The sequence below is a fragment of the Facklamia sp. P13064 genome (assembly GCF_050409425.1).
In the GTDB taxonomy this organism is placed as follows: domain Bacteria; phylum Bacillota; class Bacilli; order Lactobacillales; family Aerococcaceae; genus Facklamia.
Genome location: NZ_JBNUPM010000014.1, coordinates 1 through 16,205, shown reverse-complemented (window position 1 = coordinate 16,205; position 16,205 = coordinate 1). Strand labels below are relative to the sequence as shown.

Below are 16,205 nucleotides of genomic sequence, written 5' to 3'. Positions count from 1 at the left end.
GATGCTTAATAAAGCTTTAAATTGAACAAATAAAAATTGGGAGACTATCTATCAAGCATGCGATTAGACACACACCTATTAGCATTTTCGACTATAGTGAACGTTTAGGAGAAGCCTTTCGATTAAAGCAAAGTTTCAGTGGAAATGTAAAATATATCGATAAACAATCTGTCCTTCCTATATTCCGAGAGGAAAGTGTAAGACAGTTCAACTTATTAATGGAAGAGTCTAGAGAAAAAAGTTGAAAGATTATCTATTGAAAGAAAGGAGCATGAAAAGACAAAAGCAGGAGTGGAACAAGCTGATTTATTTGAAGAGATAAGCTATGAATTATAATGCATTGTTAGAAAACCATCACTTTGTTTTTGGAGGAATAGTGTATCCTACTAGAACCAAAGCCTATGCTGGAACTTTTTCATTTTATAGGAGGACAATAGGTTACAAAGTTTTACTAAAAAGCCTAAATAATAGAAAGATTACAAACGGCCATTCACTAACCCCACCTATAACCACTAAAAAAAGGGAGTGAATTTCATGAGAATTTAGCAATCTAATTAAGGAGCTGATTTATATGAATGAATTAGAATTAACTTTAAAAACAAATCAATTAGTAGAAATTTATTCTGAATTTAGTAACAAAAATGAAGAATATTTTTCACTTGGATACTTAATTGCAATTGAAGACGACTTCTCAACTCTAATTTCAATTAATGAATATGGAATGATTGAGAGTTTTCAATATAGGAAAAATGCATTTATATCCAATAACGTTTCTTCAACTTGCTATCTTAAAAATTTTAAAAAAATAATTGATTATAATAAATCAATTAATCTTTACGACCCATATTCACTGACCAAAGATTATGAACAACAATTTCAAGGAAAAGACCCAATCAATGAGCCTATCTTAGTGAATAAACAAGTATCAATTATAACTACCGAGAATGATTTTATACTTCAAGGTAGGATTATAGAAAAAACCAAGGAATCATTTGTTCTTTCTTCTTCAACAATCGATGATTTGACTGAAAATCAGTTATACGAAATCAAACATGAAGACATTGTCCTAATTGATTTGTTAAGTATTGATAACAAATTAATTGAACAAATAAAATAAATACAAGTCCTTGAATAAATACAATAGTGCCAACACATCAATAACTAAAAAAACAGGAGGAATTACATGTTAAAATTTTCGCATGCCATCGTTAGAACACCTAGTCAATCAATGTTAGAAGGTATTACGACTGGAATGTTCTCTAAAGAGCAACCAGTTTATGAAGATGCCTTGGTGCAACACGCTAACTATGTCAAAGCATTGGAAGAATTAGGAGTAAAAGTCACTGCTTTAGAGCCTTTAGAAGAATACCCTGATTCTTGTTTTGTTGAAGATCCAGCTGTGGTTATGGCAGAGTTTGCGATTGTGACTAATTCACCCAAAGAATCGCGTAATGGAGAAAAATATGAAATGAAAAAAGTACTTAAGGATTTCTATAAAGAAGATCAAATCTTTTACATTGAGGCACCCGGAACTATGGAGGGTGGAGATGTGATGCTAGTAGATAAGCATTTTTATGTGGGCTTATCCGATCGAACTAATCAAGAAGGGGCTAAACAATTTGACCAAATTGTGCGCCAGTTTGGCTATACTTCTTCAACGGTGCCGGTCACAGAAGGACTGCACTTAAAAGACTTTGTTATTTATTTAGAAAATAACAATATGTTAGTTAGTTCGGTGATGAATAAGGTCGAGGATTTCCAAAAATATAAGCGATATGTGGTTGAAGCGGAAGAACTCTATGCCATCAACAGTCTTTATATCAATGGGACGGTGCTGGTTCCTGAAGGTCACCCTAAAACACAAGCACATATTGAAAGTTTAGGTTATCCTGTAAAAGTAGTAAATACTGATGAATTTAAGAAAATTGACGGTAGCTTAACGTGTTTATCTTTAAGATTTTAAGCTAATTAAAAAAAGAGTCCTGCTCAATGTACCGACCCCCTAAAACCTTGTTCGGGTTTAAGGGGTCAGTACAATTGAGCTGGCTTTTTTATTCAATCACATTCTTGTTTAAAATTAATTTTTGAGCTAAGACCACCCAAGCGAAACTAATCATCCAGCCGCCTATAATATCCGAAGGGAAATGTACTCCTAGATAAACGCGGGAATAACCAACTAGAAAAGTATAAATTAAACCTAAAGTTAAAATTTTATAAAAGTGCTTGCTACGCCAACATAAGACCATTATGGCAAAGACAGCGGTAGAACTAATCATAGCATGACCAGATGGGAAAGAATAAAAGTTTTCTTCAACTAAAAGATTGAGCAAATCTGGTCGGTCTCTTTGGAAAATCAACTTTAGAATTGTATTAATAACCAAAGTTCCCGGAATAGCTATCAATAGGAAGTGCATTTTATTAAAGGCTCTTTTTTTAAAAAGCATTAAAAGGATGATGGCGAAAAAAATTAAGACTGGTATGGCACTTGAAGAGTGGGTAATAAAGAGCATGATTTTGTCCATCAAGGGATTTTGAAGGTCGCGTACCCAGCTTTGAATGGGAGTATCGAAAGTTACCAATTCATTTTTTTAATTTCTAAACCTAAATGGACAAAAAGTGTGGTCAGTATGGTGAAGATAAAATAAGCACTAGTAATTTTACCAATAATTTTTTTGGTCATAAGGGCATCCTTTCTATTGAATACTTATAAATATTAACTATATAAAATCTTGTCAAAAACAACAAGTCTTACGATGAAAAATGGGTAAATTTTACAAACAAAGTCAATTTTGATAGTATAAAAGCCCTGTTTTAAAATGAATTTAGGAGGAATAATTTGAAAAAGTTAAAAGAAATTTCAGTATATCATGCATCGCTTATAACGTCATTTTTATTAGTTATTTTAGGTATTTTTATTCCTAATGAATTAAGTGTTGGAACACAAATTTTAAAAGATCAGGTGGCAAACAATTTTGGTTGGCTTTATCTTCTACTCATTCCACTAATATTATTAGTTTGTATTTATTTCATACTTAGTCCCTTAGGCCAGATTCGCTTAGGAGAACCCGACTCAAAACCTGAATATTCGACCACTTCTTGGGTAGCTATGATGTTTTCCGCTGGTATGGGAATTGGGCTTGTTTTTTACGGAGCGGCAGAACCTTTGTCACACTTTGCTATTTCGACTCCGATTGCTCCAGCAGGAAGTCAAGAAGCGTTAGCGGATGCCTTTCGCTTTACTTTTTTCCATTGGGGGATACATGGTTGGGCGATCTATGGTGTGGTAGCACTTGCCCTAGCTTACTTTGGTTTTCGTAAGCAAGAAAACTACCTATTATCTCATACTTTAAAACCTTTACTAGGAAATAAAGCAACGGGCTGGATCGGAACAGTAGTGGATACAATAACGATTGTTGCCACTGTTATTGGGGTCGCAACTACTATTGGTTTTGGCGCAGCCCAAATTAATGGTGGGTTAAATTATTTGTTTAATATCTCTATTTCTAATAGTGTCCAAATTATTATTATAATTATCACAACGATCTTATTTATACTTTCTGCTATTTCAGGGTTAGGAAAAGGGGTTAAAATTCTTTCCAATTTAAACCTGCTTTTAGCGGGCTGTCTATTAGCCATTGTCGCTATTGTAGGCCCGACTGTCGGTGTTTTAAACACATTTACAGAATCATTGGGTAATTATTTACAAAATTTTATTGAAATGAGTTTTCGATCAGCCGCTTTTGATAGGGATAAGAGGGAGTGGATTAATACTTGGACTTTGTTTTATTGGGCATGGTGGACTTCATGGTCGCCCTTCGTGGGGATTTTTATAGCCCGTATTTCGCGCGGACGCACCATACGTGAGTTTTTAACGGTGGTACTTCTACTTCCTACGCTATTAAGTTTTATTTGGTTCTCTACTTTTGGAACTTTAGCAGCCAATGTTCAAATGAATATAGCCGACTTAACAGCTTTTGAACCCGAACAGTTGCTATTTGCAACCTTTAACTATTATCCTTTAAGCGGCCTTCTTTCTTTAGTGGCGATTATTCTTGTTGTCTCATTTTTTATTACGTCAGCGGACTCAGCGACTTTTGTTTTGGCCATGTTGTCGGAAGAAGGTAATATCAAGCCTAATAATAGAACTAAGATTACTTGGGGATTTACACTTTCAATTATTGCGGTTGTCTTACTATTGTCTGGCGGTTTACTAGCTATTCAAAATGTCTTAATAATCGTTTCCTTACCCTTTGTTTTCATTCTTATTTTAGTTATTTTATCCCTCATCAAAGAATTGAATCATGAACAAAGAGAAATGGGCTTAACCATTACACCAGACCGATTACCTAATTCAAACGATCCCTTTAAATCTTATGAAGATTAAGTGGGCGACTTATTTAAACTTCCTGTATCAGCAGGAGGTTTTTTTAAGCCGTCTGGTTTGCCACCGAATATGGATAAGAGGATGCTTTTAATAGAGAAGGAGGGGGTTAAATGGAATATAGTCGTGAAGAAAAAGATTTTGTAATTAGTTATTTAAAAGATCCGAATAGCTATCAAGATGCTTTTAAAAAAGAATTGCAAGCTTTTATAGAACTTACAGAGATCGGTGACTTATATATCAACACTTTATTACAGGAAATGCTTCAAGAAGATATGCTTCAACTGAATGACCCGCCCTATACGGAATTTAAATATAAAGGATTAAAATTATTTTTATCCTAACTGTTTAAAATTTTAACAAATGTATTTATAGCAACCCTAAGGACGTTTTTACGAGTCGCTTTATTAGCCAATTTTCTTAAAGTGGCGTATGATTAAAATATGCAGATGTTACAGATTCAAAAATAAATTATAAGGGGGAAATAGAATGGAGCGCTTAAAAGATAAAGTGGCAATAGTAACAGGCGGGGCTGGTGGAATTGGTTCAGCCATTGTCCGCGCCTATGCTAGAGAAGGGGCAAAAGTAGCAATCGTCGATCTTAATCAAGAAAAAGGCGAGGCTTTAAGCCGTTCTCTAAATGAGGAGGGATATAATACCTTCTTTATCAAGACTGATTTGACTAAAAAATCAGCCTTAGAAACGTGCATTCAAGGGGTTGTTGACCGCTATCATCAAATCGATGTGTTGGTCAATAATGCTCATGCTTCAAGGATGAAGAGCTTCTTAGATATTACAGAAGAAGATTTAGCTCTATCAATGGAGTCTGGTTTCTATGCTACCTTTTTCTTGAGTCAACTAGCTATTCCATATCTTAAAAAGACTAAAGGAAATATCATTAATTTTGGTTCAGGAGCAGCCATTAAGGGTGATAACCATCAAGGGGCTTATGTAGCAGCCAAAGAAGCGATTCGTGGGATTTCGCGTGTGATGGCGAATGAGTTTGGTAAAGATGGTATCAATGTGAATGTCATTTCACCTATAGCCTATTCTGAAGGTGTCGATGCTTGGCGTGCTGAAAACCCTGAATATTATGAAAAAGTCGTTCAAGGTATTCCACTCCAAAAATTTGGTGATATTGACAAAGATATCGCACCAGTCGCAGTTTTTCTAGCAAGTGATGAATCACGTTACATCACAGGTCAAACATTTATGGTTGATGGAGGAAGTATTAAATTATATTAGGAGGAAACAAAATGGAAAGATTAGAAGGTAAAGTTTTAATTATTACTGGCGGCGCTCAAGGGATGGGGAAAGTGCATGCAGAGGTCGCTTTAGCTGAAGGAGCTAAGGTTGTCATTACTGATATTAATGAAGAAAAAGGTAATGAAGTTGCTAAAGAACTTGGTCAAAATGTTCTATTTGTTAAACAAGATGTGACCAAAGAAAGTGACTGGAAAAAGGTAATTGATGCGACAATGGATAAATGGGGCAGGATAGACTCGCTCGTTAATAATGCAGGTATCACTTATAATATGAAAATTGAAGATGTTTCATTAGACGATTACATGAAAATTGTGAATATCAACCAAGTTTCCGTCTTTTTAGGTATTAAAGCCGTAACACCTATTATGAAGCAACAAAAGTATGGTTCTATAATTAACATTTCTTCTATGAATGGTTTAGTAGGTGGGGCGATCGGATATACAGACACTAAGTTTGCGGTTAGAGGAATGACGAAATCAGCAGCGAGAGAGTTATCTCCATATAATATAACCGTTAATTCTGTCCATCCTGGTGTAGTACACACACCAATGTTAGAACAACCGGGTGTTAAGGAAGCGGTTGATAAATTTAAAGAAACTATTCCTATGCGCCGAGTGGCTCAGCCTAAAGAAGTTTCTAATTTAGTTGTATTCTTAGCTTCCGATGAAGCAAGATATTCAACCGGATCTGAGTTTGTCATTGATGGAGGAGTTACAGCTGCTGTTTAAAAATAGTTAGTTACTAGCTTACTCTTATTTTAAAAGCATGCTATCGAATTCACTCAATTATTTCCTATGACACTTTTTAATGCTATAATATAATCAATAAAAAAAAGAAAGGTTTGATAAAATGTTGAAATTATACTATGCACCTGGTACTTGTTCCTTGGCTTGCTGGATCGCTTTAGAATGGTCTGGTCTTGAGTATGAAACCATTCGTGTGGATTACAATGATCCTGAGTATCGTAAAATTAATCCTTTAGGAATGGTTCCTGCTCTTGAAATTGGAGCCGATCGTCCGATGACTCAAGCAGGAGCAATTTTACAATACATTGCTAATTCCGTTCCAGAAAAAGATTTAGGACCTAATGAAGGGTTAGAAAATGTTTTTGAGTTTGATGAAACATCTCTATTCCTTTCTGCAGATATTCATCCATCATTCTGGCCGTTCTTTAACCCACAGCGTTACACAACATCTGAAGATATAGATGTAATTGAAATGGCTCGTGCGGCAGCACCTGCTCGTATTGATGCGAACTTCAAACATCTTGATGATATTATTGGTGATTCTAATCACCTCTACCAAAATAAACGTACTGTGCTTGATCCATTAGCATTCATTTTTGCAACTTGGACTAAGAATTTAGAAAAAACGTATAAAGACTATCCAAACGTTAAGCGTATGGTAGAACATCTTAAGGAAGATCCAGCTGTTCAAAAAGTTCTTACTGAAGCTAATGAGTAGGTCAAAAGTGTTGATATAAATTAAAAACAAGAGACATGAAATTAAATTCATGTCTCTTATTTTTAAACAAAAACATTATAACAATAAGCTTTGTAAATATTTAAAATGACTAAGCAATGAGTGGTAAGTTGTATGTATCAACTATTTAAAGTGTTTTATTAAAGTGGATATAAAAAGTTAATCCTTTAAGATTAATCATTAAACCACTTTATTGATTTAATAAAGCTGAAAGATAGTGATTTTTAAATAGTATATTGTTTAATCAGTGAAAGGAAAGAGATGAATTTTATGGCAAGTATTGAAGTCAATAAAAAGGCCCCAGACTTTGAATTAAAAGATTTCGAAGGAAAGACAGTTAAGCTTTCAGCTTTCAGAGGAAGTAAAAATGTAATGCTTGTATTAAACAGAGGCTTTATATGACCTTTCTGCCGCAAGCACATGATGCAGTTGCATAAAGATTATAATCAGTTTGAAAAAAGAGACACCGCTATTGTCGTCATTGGTCCTGAAAACGAAAAAAAATTCGCAGACTACTGGCATGAAAATGACTTAGAATTTTATGGTCTACCTGATCCAAACCATTCGGTATTAAAATTGTATGGTCAAGAAGTAAATCTTTTTAAGATGGGACGGATGCCAGCTCAAATGTTGGTAGATAAAAAAGGTGAGTTGAGATATATTCACTACGGTCATTCCATGAAAGATATCCCTGAAAATAGTGAGATGTTAGATTTGATAGATAGTTTATAATCAATTAACTAAATAAAGAGCAAACAGCACACATGCTGCTTGCTCTTTTGTTTCCTAATCCTATCGAATTATTTAAGATAACTTGGATTATTTTTTAGGCATTTTTTCGTCCTTTAGAATTTCTAATTTATGTGACTCCATCGATTCAATTTCACTGTCATCTGGATCGTCTAATTTTTTTCGATCTTCTGAATTTTCCCAATTTTTCCAATCTTCTTGTGATTTCCATGAGCCTAAAACCACAATTAAATCCTCTTCAATGCCTCTACTGATTGATAAATTAATGAAACCTGGTTGATCATTTATGATTTCACGATTCGATAATTTATTGATGATGCTTTCTGTTTTGCCTACTTTAGGTTTTATATGTTGCATAACTAAAAACATTCATACCATCTCCTTTATTTAAACATTAGCAAAGATGGTATTTATCTTCAATCGATTTGCTCAATCTAACAAGGGATTATTTGTAGTTGTTGATTATTTAATAGGGTTTGGCTGGATGGAAAATTTTAGAATTTAATTTTCGGTGACTTCAACTATTAATTCGTTTGCCATTCATTTGCAGAATAGCATCTATTATTATTTTCAATTTCATTTGCAACAAATAATTTGTGTCCATCATAAAAATATAAGATTTGGTCATTAATGAGCAAAGCAAATGTATGGGCACTTTCAGAATCTTTATTGACTTGACTAGGATCGATCAGTTCAAATTTAGTATCGGCAGGAAAACTGGCGTTGGTCTTCAAATGCATTGCTTGAATGACTTGAACAAAGTCATTACTATTTTTAAATTGAAGCTTAAAATCATTATAATCATCAAGATAGTGATCAAAAGCTTTTTGAAGAATTTCATATGTTTTCTTTTCAACTAGGAAAGCATCTTCATTTTTAAAACTTGTAGCTTTTAATGCGATTCTATTTTCTTGTTCATCATCTAGACCAATCAAATGGTTTACATCGATCACAATTTCATCATTTACTATATAAAGACCAAGGTCTTGATAAACCCTAGCATTTTGATAATTTTCTCGCAGATCATATGCCATTGATTGATAAGGATATAAGCTTTCGGGTTTGCCTTGATTATTTAATAGTACTACCGGTGACACCGTTTTACGAATTAAGCCTGAGCCTAAGCCACCTTCAAACTCTTTGAGACCTCCTGTCAAGATAACGAGGTCTTGATATGGAGCGGGTATAGATTCAATTGTTTCATTCTCATCTACGTAGAAACGTATACTTTCTCCTTTTTCTCGTTGTGTAAAATAGTAGGCCATATTAAATAAGCCGCTTTCTTCGATTGAGACAATGATATCTAAGTTAAGATTCAATTTAGGAACTGTTGCTTGTGCTTGATATATACCAACGTACTTTTCAATTTTTTCTGGTGCTTCATATAGACTATCGTCAGGATTAAGAATTTTATCAGGGATAAAATTAGCCTTAATGTGATGTCCTTGGTGATGACCGTCTACTTTCATATGGTTTGTTTCTTTAACATCAGCTTCTGCTTGTGCGAAAGTGGCGTGTGGAAAAAGTAGATTAAGGGTTAAGGCAGTTAAAATTAATAAAGTAATAAATATTCTTTTCATTAGTTCACACCTTTCAGCAATTAGTTGGGTTTAATTCCGTCAATGTATTCATAAGTATTTCCATGATTATCTATTAATTGTCCAGACTGTTGCACAAAAGAAAAAATTTCTTCACCGAATAATTGGACGGTCCAATGATCGTTATTTACAGTGATAGTTGGGCAGGAAATAGTGAAATAATTATAATCATTTTTTTGTGTATATGAAATGTCAGGAATCGTTTGATTAATCAAGTCTAAGATATTTCTTTGTGTCATTTCAGGTGTTATCTGATCTACAATGGCTAGATAAACTTCTTTTAAGTTAATTGGAAGATTATTTTCTTTCTTATATCTCTCTTGAACAGATATAGAATAATTCTTAAGGTCTGGATAAGGGTAAGCATTAAATTCGAATAACCATTCTATAAATTCTTGATCAATGGTGTCATCGTGATGGTCTTTGTTTGATTTAATATCTTTTTCCACATCTTGCTGTTCATTATCATAGTTATCTTCATGGCCGTGTCCATAAACAGGGTGAGCATACCTTGATTCATCTTTAATATAGATGATTAATTGGTTTTCTTGAAAAAGCAATCCTTCAATACTACTTGCTTCAGGGGCTAGATAGTATCCGCTGAAAGGTAATTCTTTCATGCTTGAGCTTTCAGCTTTAACAAGAGAACAAGGTGAGAGTAGGGAAATAAACAAAAGGAAACTTGCTAAAATAGATTTAAGTTGCATAAGATTCTCCTTAAAGAATAAAAGCACAGCCTTATCTTAGCTGTGCTTTTTGTGACTAATGTATTAATTATTCAGCAGAGCTTTCAATTACTTCTTCAGGTTCTTCTTCAGAGTTACTGCTTTCTTCAGCCGATGAATCTTCAGAACTTTCCTCACTTGTTTCAGAATCTGAACTTTCTTCAACACTTTCTTCAGAAACTTCTTCTACTTCAACTGTTTCTTTAGAAGCTTCTTCTTTATCGTTTTCCTCAATAGATCCAGAAAACTTCTTTGTTACTTCTAAAGGAGTCATTTTAGTATCGCCACCTTCATATAATCCCATGGCTGCTAAAATCTTATAGGCAATATCTGTATTTTCAAAATTACCTTCAAACATTGCAGCGCCAGCACCGATTGCAAAAACTGGAACTTTCTCAGGTGAGTGGTCAACAGTTGTGAATGCTAAACCAGCTTTACGTGCTAATAGACGTGTAGCAGCGATTGATAATGGTTCATATGCATGGTAGCCTTTGATAATATCTGCTTGACCCAGATTACGTTCTTCATATGGTTTCATTGTTTGTTCGAAAGCATAACGTAATTCTGCTAATTCATAAGGTGTTACTAACATTAAGTCTTTGGCTTCTTCTTCACCTTCTTCAGCCGCTTTCTCGACTTCGCCAGCAGTCTTTACAACTTCTTCTGCTTCCAGGTCAAAGATAAATCCGAAGTTTTCTTCTAGTAATGGAACAGCATCTTCAAAAGTCATTTCTGGATTTTCTTCTTTGGCCTTAGCAAAGATTACATCAAATTGTTCTTGAGAAACTTTTTGATTGTCTAGTAAATGGAAGTAAGAGTTATAACCTGTTTCCGAGTTTCCGATGGTGAAACCGCCGGTAGGATGATCAGCAGTTACAACGATTAAAGTTTCTTCAGGATGTTCATAGTAGAAATCAATTGCTTCTTGGATCGAGTCTTGAAAGTCAATCACTTCTTTAATAGTTGTTGCGGCATCATTAGCGTGCTCTGCCCAGTCAATCTTACCAGATTCTGTCATCATGAAGAAACCTTCTTCGTTAGCGCTTAGGACTTCAATTCCTTTAGCGACCATATCTGCTAATGTAGGTTCACCTTCTTGTCGATCAATCGCATATTTCATAGAAGAACCATCTGATTCAGAAAGAACAGATGCAGGTGCATAAACTTTCTCAGTGTCAGCAGTAATAGTATCGAATTCTTCTTGAGTATCTGCTACCATATATCCTTTTTCTTCTAATACCTCGTATAAGTCTTTTTGATCATCTTCAGCACCTGTTCGCTTACCAAGAGAACCCCCTGCAAAATATTCAAAGTTTGAAGCAGCCATTTGTTCACCAATTTCGTAATAATTTCTACGGTGTTCAACGTTTGAATAGAAGGCAGCAGGAGTCGCATGATTTAAAGTTACTGTCGATAGGATACCAACGGCTTTTCCCTGAGCTTGAGCTTTTTCAGCAATTGATTCTGTTTGTTCGGTATAGCCAGGTGTTAGACCAATGACGTTTGAATCAATCTTTACGCCATTTCCAAATGCGGTAGCAGTACCAGCAGAGTCCGGAACATAATGGTCAGCATCGGTTGGGTTTTGCAGACCAACAACAGGAAATTTAGCAAAATTTAACGGTTGAGCGACTGCTTGACCGTTACCTTCGTCACCATTATCTGGACCTAAGTAATATTCAGCCGCAGAAACAGGGATATTTCCCATGCCATCTCCGATAAATAAGAAGACATATTTTGCTCGGTTTTTAGAAATAAGAGATAAATCTTCAGTTAACGCACGGCCTTCTTCCAAGGTTGCTACTGGAAGTTCCGACCATTGACCTTCTTCTTGTTTAGCAAAAATCATTGTAGGGGCACATACTGACATTAATACAGAAGCACATAATGATAGAATTACTGTTTTTTTCATTGACTCAATCCTTCTTTATAATTTATTGATGATTTATTCATCTAGATATAAGTTAGCAGAGCATTGTAAATTTTTAGTAAATTCTAAGTAAAAGTAAGGTAAATTTTCAACAATTTATTAAGAAATGACTCCAAATTGTACAAAAGAGAATAAGATTGTTGCGACAAGAGTACAAAGATGAATAACTGGTATATCAATAGGCTACTAGACCAACATAAATGATAATAGCTACGGTATAAACAAGCTAAACACAGCAACTATTACTATGTTAAAATGTAATTATTACTATTTGCTTATAAGTTGAGTTAAAGTCCCCATAAATGTATGATTTTTATCCATTGAGCAAGTTTGTGGAACATTCAAAACACTTTGAAAGTTGTCTTAGTATCGCTGTATAATTAATTTATGTATTTAACCACTTTAACAATCTGTCTTTGATAAGATTAAGGAGAGCAATATGTTAGAAGAATGTATCTATTTTATTAATGGTTTTGGTGGCATGAAGGAAGAGAGTGAAATTTTTTTGAAATTATTGTCTAAAAAAGGCTTAGGAGTAAATTATCTCTATTTACCCGGACATGAAGAGGCCTTTAATGACAATGTAGTAGCTAAAGAAGACCTGATTAACTTTTATAAGGATACTATCGGGGAGAAACCATCTGTTATAATAGGGCATTCTATCGGGGGTGAAATAGCTGCTTTTCTAGCTGCACATTTAAGTAATATTACTAAAGTCATTTTACTTGATGGAGGGATTATCTCAAGTGAAGATTTTGGAGTATCACTGGAAGATGAACTGATCAATGCAAAACAGATCCTATCTAGCGGTAATTATAAATATATGAACGAGGAGAGCGCTTTGAATCTTTTGAGTCTTAATCATTCGATTCAGTTATCGATTACTAGTAAAGCATATAAAACACCTACATTGCTTCTGATTAGTGATCTTCAAGAGGTTTTACCGACCAAGCTAAAAAGATCTAAAAATTTAAATGATAATATAAGCATGAAAATTATCGAAAACGCGAGTCATGCTATCTATCAAGACCAACCTGAAAAAATAGCTGAAGAAATTGCTAGTTGGCTGAATATGACTAATTGTAAATAGCTTAAATTATCCTGGTCTTTGTTTGGCAATGATCCGATCTATAGGATATGCTGACATAGGTAATAAGAGGAGACTTGGTATGGAAATCATTAATGTGACTGCTGAAGTTGATCCATTATTTGTAAATGGGCAGTTTCAAATCAGTTTATGAAAGAATATATGGATAGATGGTTAGCCAACTATCAGGATTTACTGTCTGATGACGCCAAAAGAGTGTTTGTTGGTGGGAAGTTTAGCTTTTAAACGATTATTTCCCCATTAAAAAAAGGACTTTTTCAGAAAGCAAAAAGCGGTTCAAAGTAGTAGACTCATTTAGGCAAGTAACTGGGGGGTTAAATAAAAAAGTTATTCAAGCATTTGGCAAAGAGCTAGATTTTACAATTATGCTTTATTTAGGTTTATGTAATGGGGCAGGTTGGGTGGTAGAACTGGACAGAAGAACTTATATTCTAGTGGGAATTGAAAAAATGATCGAATGAGATTGGATGAGTAAAGACCGTATGCATGGACTTATTTTTCAAGAATTAGGGCATATCTATCATCAACAATATGGTAATTTTGACCAATTTGAGCAAGGTGAAAACTATTTTTTATGGTTACTCTTTACCGAAGGAATTGCAATGTATTTTGAGCAAGTCTTAGCAGGAAATTTGAATTATTTTCATCAAAAGACTAATGGATGGTTAGAATGGTGCAATCTTCACTTAACGACTATCAATAAAGATTTTGATAATGATATCAGAAAAATGACCACTGAGAATTAAATTTTCTTTGGTGATAGGGTAAGATGTCAAGTAAGACCCGATTGTGGATATCCAGGAGCACTTTTTGTACAATATATCTGATCTAAGGTTCATTTCAATCAAGTGGGGGGTTTGTGGCTGGAATTTTTAAATTGTAGCTATATTCGATGACTGATCATAAAGTATGTTGTGACTTAGCAAGGTATAGACTGAAGGATATTTTAGGTTAACCTAAAAATTTATTGCAAGTACTCTAATTTTGTTATAAAATATTATTAGGGAATGGCTGTAGCTTTATATAATTAATTAAGTTTAATGGTGGCACTGAGTTTTTATATAGTAAGTTTAGAAGTCTAGTTAATCGCTAATTCTATATAAATTCTTAAGGGATTTAAGCTTTGAAGGCCAGTCCTATATCTTATTAATTAGTTAAAATGATTAGTTATTAAAGGAAGTGGTGTGAATAGTAGTGATTATTTTTTAAGCTATTCTTTAGAAAAATATTTAAAGACTAGCCAGAATAAATGAAGAAGTTCTCTATTATTAGAATGGACTCTAAAAAATCTTATTTAAAGAAAGGAAATGACTATGACAATCAATCAAGAATTAATACAATCATTCAAAACAAAATATCAAGCAGAAACGATCAATCATGCAGTAGAAAATGCGGTAGCTAAAGTTGGGTTCAATCAATCTTCATTTAATAATGAGGCCGTGAGAGACCATACCTTCGTTTTCTCCGATGAAACAAAAAGAGGCAAGATTACCGATCAGAAGAAAAGCGGTCGTTGCTGGATGTTTGCTGCCTTAAACGGTGCGCGTGTAAATACAATGGAAGAGTTAAATTTAGAAACTTTTGAATTTTCGCAAAATTATACCCTCTTCTGGGATAAGTTAGAAAAATCAAACTTCTTCTTGGATTCTATCATTGAAACGGTAGAGGAACCTTTAAATTCACGTGTGGTACAACATTTATTGCAAGCGCCGGTCGAAGATGGTGGACAATGGGATATGTTCACAGCCTTACTACAAAAGTATGGTTCAGTTCCTAAATCGGTAATGCCAGAAACTTACCATTCTTCTAATACTTATGAAATGGTAGCAATCATTACTAAACGTTTAAGAGCCTTTGCTAAAGAATTAAGAACGGCTTATCAAAATAAGGCTTCAAAAGAAGATTTGAAAGCAATGAAAGAGGATATGCTGTATGTTATATACAACATCTTAGTTAAAGCCTTGGGACAGGTTCCAGAGAAGTTCTCTTACAGTTACCGCGACAAGGATGGAAAATATCACCGTATTGAAGACATCACACCACAAGATTTCTTTAATAAGTATGTGGGTTGGGATTTAGAAGGTAAAGTCAGTGTAATCAACGCACCGACTGAAGATAAGCCTTTCGGACGGGCGTTCACTGTTAAATATTTAGCCTCTGTAGCCGAAGGCCACCCGATTACTTATATTAATGCACCAATTGAAGTGCTTAAAGAAGCTGCAATTGCTTCAATCAAAGATGGCAAGCCAGTTTGGTTTGGTTGTGATGTTGGTAAGATGAGTGATCGTGAATTGGGTATTATGGATAAAGACTTATACGAATATGAGGCTATCTTAGCTGAAGCGCCTCAATTAAATAAGGCTGAGCGCTTAGATTATGGGGAGAGTTTATTAACTCACGCCATGCTTTTAGTAGGTGTGGACCTAGATGCTGATGGTAAACCAGTCAATTGGAAGGTTGAGAACAGTTGGGGTGAAAAATCTGGCGATAAAGGTATCTTCTCAATGAGTGATCAATGGTTTGACGAGTATAACTATCAAGTGACTGTTGATAAGAAATACCTTGATCAAAAATGGTTAGATGCTCTTAATCAACCAGTCATTGAATTAGAACCATGGGATCCAATGGGATCTTTAGCTGATTGGAACTAAGATGATCCAGTTTAAAATAACCCCTAAATTTAATAATTAAATATAAACAAATAACTCCTTAGATCATGAAGACAGTATAATTTGCAGAGAGCATTATATATGTGTAATTATGAATCAAAGGAGTTTTTTGATCTGTTTTTTTAGAAAAAATAGAAATACTATTACAAAAAATATTAACATTTCGATCTGTCTTATTAAGAAGCTTTAATAATAGTCTATACATTCAACATTTTTAAATAATAGTCTATACATTCAAAACTGTCAACCGTAAATGAAAATGTCCTGAAATTTTAAAAATTTGCGGGATAAAACTA

The 16,205-nt window shown here is 34.2% G+C and carries 16 protein-coding genes; 11 read left to right on the top strand and 5 right to left on the bottom strand.

All coding sequences use genetic code 11. From position 1 onward, the window contains the following. Positions 1 to 571 precede the first annotated feature (571 nt). Positions 572 to 1,117 (top strand): hypothetical protein, encoded by a 546-nt coding sequence (locus ACQV2S_RS06840; RefSeq protein WP_428885255.1) that lies wholly within the window; start codon positions 572 to 574, stop codon positions 1,115 to 1,117. A 66-nt stretch (positions 1,118 to 1,183) separates the two neighbouring features. After that, complete coding sequence (locus ACQV2S_RS06835; protein WP_428874060.1) at positions 1,184 to 1,963, top strand: dimethylarginine dimethylaminohydrolase family protein; 780 nt, start codon at positions 1,184 to 1,186, stop codon at positions 1,961 to 1,963. Positions 1,964 to 2,051: 88 nt separating this feature from the next. Here the strand turns inward: ACQV2S_RS06835 and ACQV2S_RS06830 are convergent, their stop codons facing one another. Further along, positions 2,052 to 2,579 (bottom strand): phosphatase PAP2 family protein, encoded by a 528-nt coding sequence (locus tag ACQV2S_RS06830; protein WP_428885254.1) that lies wholly within the window; start codon positions 2,577 to 2,579, stop codon positions 2,052 to 2,054. Positions 2,580 to 2,836: 257 nt separating this feature from the next. Here ACQV2S_RS06830 and ACQV2S_RS06825 point away from each other — a divergent pair, with 257 nt between their 5' ends. From ACQV2S_RS06825 to ACQV2S_RS06800, 6 genes are all read left to right on the top strand, one after another. Next, entirely contained in the window at positions 2,837 to 4,384 is a 1,548-nt protein-coding gene (locus ACQV2S_RS06825; RefSeq protein ID WP_428874927.1) for a BCCT family transporter, read from the top strand. A 110-nt stretch (positions 4,385 to 4,494) separates the two neighbouring features. Next, positions 4,495 to 4,725, top strand: a complete 231-nt coding sequence (locus tag ACQV2S_RS06820) for a hypothetical protein (RefSeq protein ID WP_428874063.1) — start codon at positions 4,495 to 4,497, stop codon at positions 4,723 to 4,725. Positions 4,726 to 4,870: 145 nt separating this feature from the next. Further along, complete coding sequence (locus ACQV2S_RS06815) at positions 4,871 to 5,626, top strand: SDR family NAD(P)-dependent oxidoreductase (protein WP_428874064.1); 756 nt, start codon at positions 4,871 to 4,873, stop codon at positions 5,624 to 5,626. An 11-nt stretch (positions 5,627 to 5,637) separates the two neighbouring features. Then, positions 5,638 to 6,375, top strand: a complete 738-nt coding sequence (locus tag ACQV2S_RS06810; RefSeq protein WP_428874065.1) for an SDR family NAD(P)-dependent oxidoreductase — start codon at positions 5,638 to 5,640, stop codon at positions 6,373 to 6,375. 121 nt (positions 6,376 to 6,496) lie between these two features. After that, positions 6,497 to 7,111 (top strand): glutathione S-transferase family protein, encoded by a 615-nt coding sequence (locus tag ACQV2S_RS06805; RefSeq protein WP_428874066.1) that lies wholly within the window; start codon positions 6,497 to 6,499, stop codon positions 7,109 to 7,111. 288 nt (positions 7,112 to 7,399) lie between these two features. Next, on the top strand, positions 7,400 to 7,861 hold the full coding sequence (locus ACQV2S_RS06800; protein ID WP_428881646.1) for a peroxiredoxin family protein: 462 nt from the start codon (positions 7,400 to 7,402) through the stop codon (positions 7,859 to 7,861). Between the two features lie 87 nt (positions 7,862 to 7,948). Here ACQV2S_RS06800 and ACQV2S_RS06795 read toward each other — a convergent pair whose 3' ends face one another. The 4 genes from ACQV2S_RS06795 to ACQV2S_RS06780 form a co-directional block, all read right to left on the bottom strand. Beyond that, positions 7,949 to 8,248, bottom strand: coding sequence for an antibiotic biosynthesis monooxygenase family protein (locus ACQV2S_RS06795; RefSeq protein ID WP_428874925.1), 300 nt, complete (start codon positions 8,246 to 8,248; stop codon positions 7,949 to 7,951). 155 nt (positions 8,249 to 8,403) lie between these two features. After that, positions 8,404 to 9,459, bottom strand: coding sequence for a hypothetical protein (locus tag ACQV2S_RS06790; protein WP_428874068.1), 1,056 nt, complete (start codon positions 9,457 to 9,459; stop codon positions 8,404 to 8,406). A 20-nt stretch (positions 9,460 to 9,479) separates the two neighbouring features. Next, positions 9,480 to 10,184 (bottom strand): hypothetical protein, encoded by a 705-nt coding sequence (locus ACQV2S_RS06785; protein ID WP_428885253.1) that lies wholly within the window; start codon positions 10,182 to 10,184, stop codon positions 9,480 to 9,482. 67 nt (positions 10,185 to 10,251) lie between these two features. After that, positions 10,252 to 12,114, bottom strand: a complete 1,863-nt coding sequence (locus ACQV2S_RS06780) for an alkaline phosphatase (RefSeq protein ID WP_428885252.1) — start codon at positions 12,112 to 12,114, stop codon at positions 10,252 to 10,254. Positions 12,115 to 12,571: 457 nt separating this feature from the next. Here ACQV2S_RS06780 and ACQV2S_RS06775 point away from each other — a divergent pair, with 457 nt between their 5' ends. From ACQV2S_RS06775 to ACQV2S_RS06765, 3 genes are all read left to right on the top strand, one after another. Continuing rightward, on the top strand, positions 12,572 to 13,222 hold the full coding sequence (locus ACQV2S_RS06775) for an alpha/beta hydrolase (RefSeq protein ID WP_428885251.1): 651 nt from the start codon (positions 12,572 to 12,574) through the stop codon (positions 13,220 to 13,222). A gap of 485 nt (positions 13,223 to 13,707) precedes the next feature. Beyond that, positions 13,708 to 13,986, top strand: coding sequence for a hypothetical protein (locus ACQV2S_RS06770; RefSeq protein WP_428885250.1), 279 nt, complete (start codon positions 13,708 to 13,710; stop codon positions 13,984 to 13,986). Between the two features lie 567 nt (positions 13,987 to 14,553). Beyond that, positions 14,554 to 15,891: an aminopeptidase C gene (locus tag ACQV2S_RS06765; RefSeq protein ID WP_428885248.1), complete on the top strand. Its 1,338-nt coding sequence runs from the start codon at positions 14,554 to 14,556 to the stop codon at positions 15,889 to 15,891. Positions 15,892 to 16,205 lie beyond the last annotated feature (314 nt).

Coding starts and splice junctions, on each gene's coding strand:
- ACQV2S_RS06840 (WP_428885255.1), top strand. CDS start 572: ATGAATGAATTAGAATTAACTTTAAAAACAAATCAATTAGTAGAAATT.
- ACQV2S_RS06835 (WP_428874060.1), top strand. CDS start 1,184: ATGTTAAAATTTTCGCATGCCATCGTTAGAACACCTAGTCAATCAATG.
- ACQV2S_RS06820 (WP_428874063.1), top strand. CDS start 4,495: ATGGAATATAGTCGTGAAGAAAAAGATTTTGTAATTAGTTATTTAAAA.
- ACQV2S_RS06815 (WP_428874064.1), top strand. CDS start 4,871: ATGGAGCGCTTAAAAGATAAAGTGGCAATAGTAACAGGCGGGGCTGGT.
- ACQV2S_RS06810 (WP_428874065.1), top strand. CDS start 5,638: ATGGAAAGATTAGAAGGTAAAGTTTTAATTATTACTGGCGGCGCTCAA.
- ACQV2S_RS06805 (WP_428874066.1), top strand. CDS start 6,497: ATGTTGAAATTATACTATGCACCTGGTACTTGTTCCTTGGCTTGCTGG.
- ACQV2S_RS06795 (WP_428874925.1), bottom strand. CDS start 8,248: ATGTTTTTAGTTATGCAACATATAAAACCTAAAGTAGGCAAAACAGAA.
- ACQV2S_RS06790 (WP_428874068.1), bottom strand. CDS start 9,459: ATGAAAAGAATATTTATTACTTTATTAATTTTAACTGCCTTAACCCTT.
- ACQV2S_RS06785 (WP_428885253.1), bottom strand. CDS start 10,184: ATGCAACTTAAATCTATTTTAGCAAGTTTCCTTTTGTTTATTTCCCTA.
- ACQV2S_RS06780 (WP_428885252.1), bottom strand. CDS start 12,114: ATGAAAAAAACAGTAATTCTATCATTATGTGCTTCTGTATTAATGTCA.
- ACQV2S_RS06775 (WP_428885251.1), top strand. CDS start 12,572: ATGTTAGAAGAATGTATCTATTTTATTAATGGTTTTGGTGGCATGAAG.
- ACQV2S_RS06770 (WP_428885250.1), top strand. CDS start 13,708: ATGAGTAAAGACCGTATGCATGGACTTATTTTTCAAGAATTAGGGCAT.
- ACQV2S_RS06765 (WP_428885248.1), top strand. CDS start 14,554: ATGACAATCAATCAAGAATTAATACAATCATTCAAAACAAAATATCAA.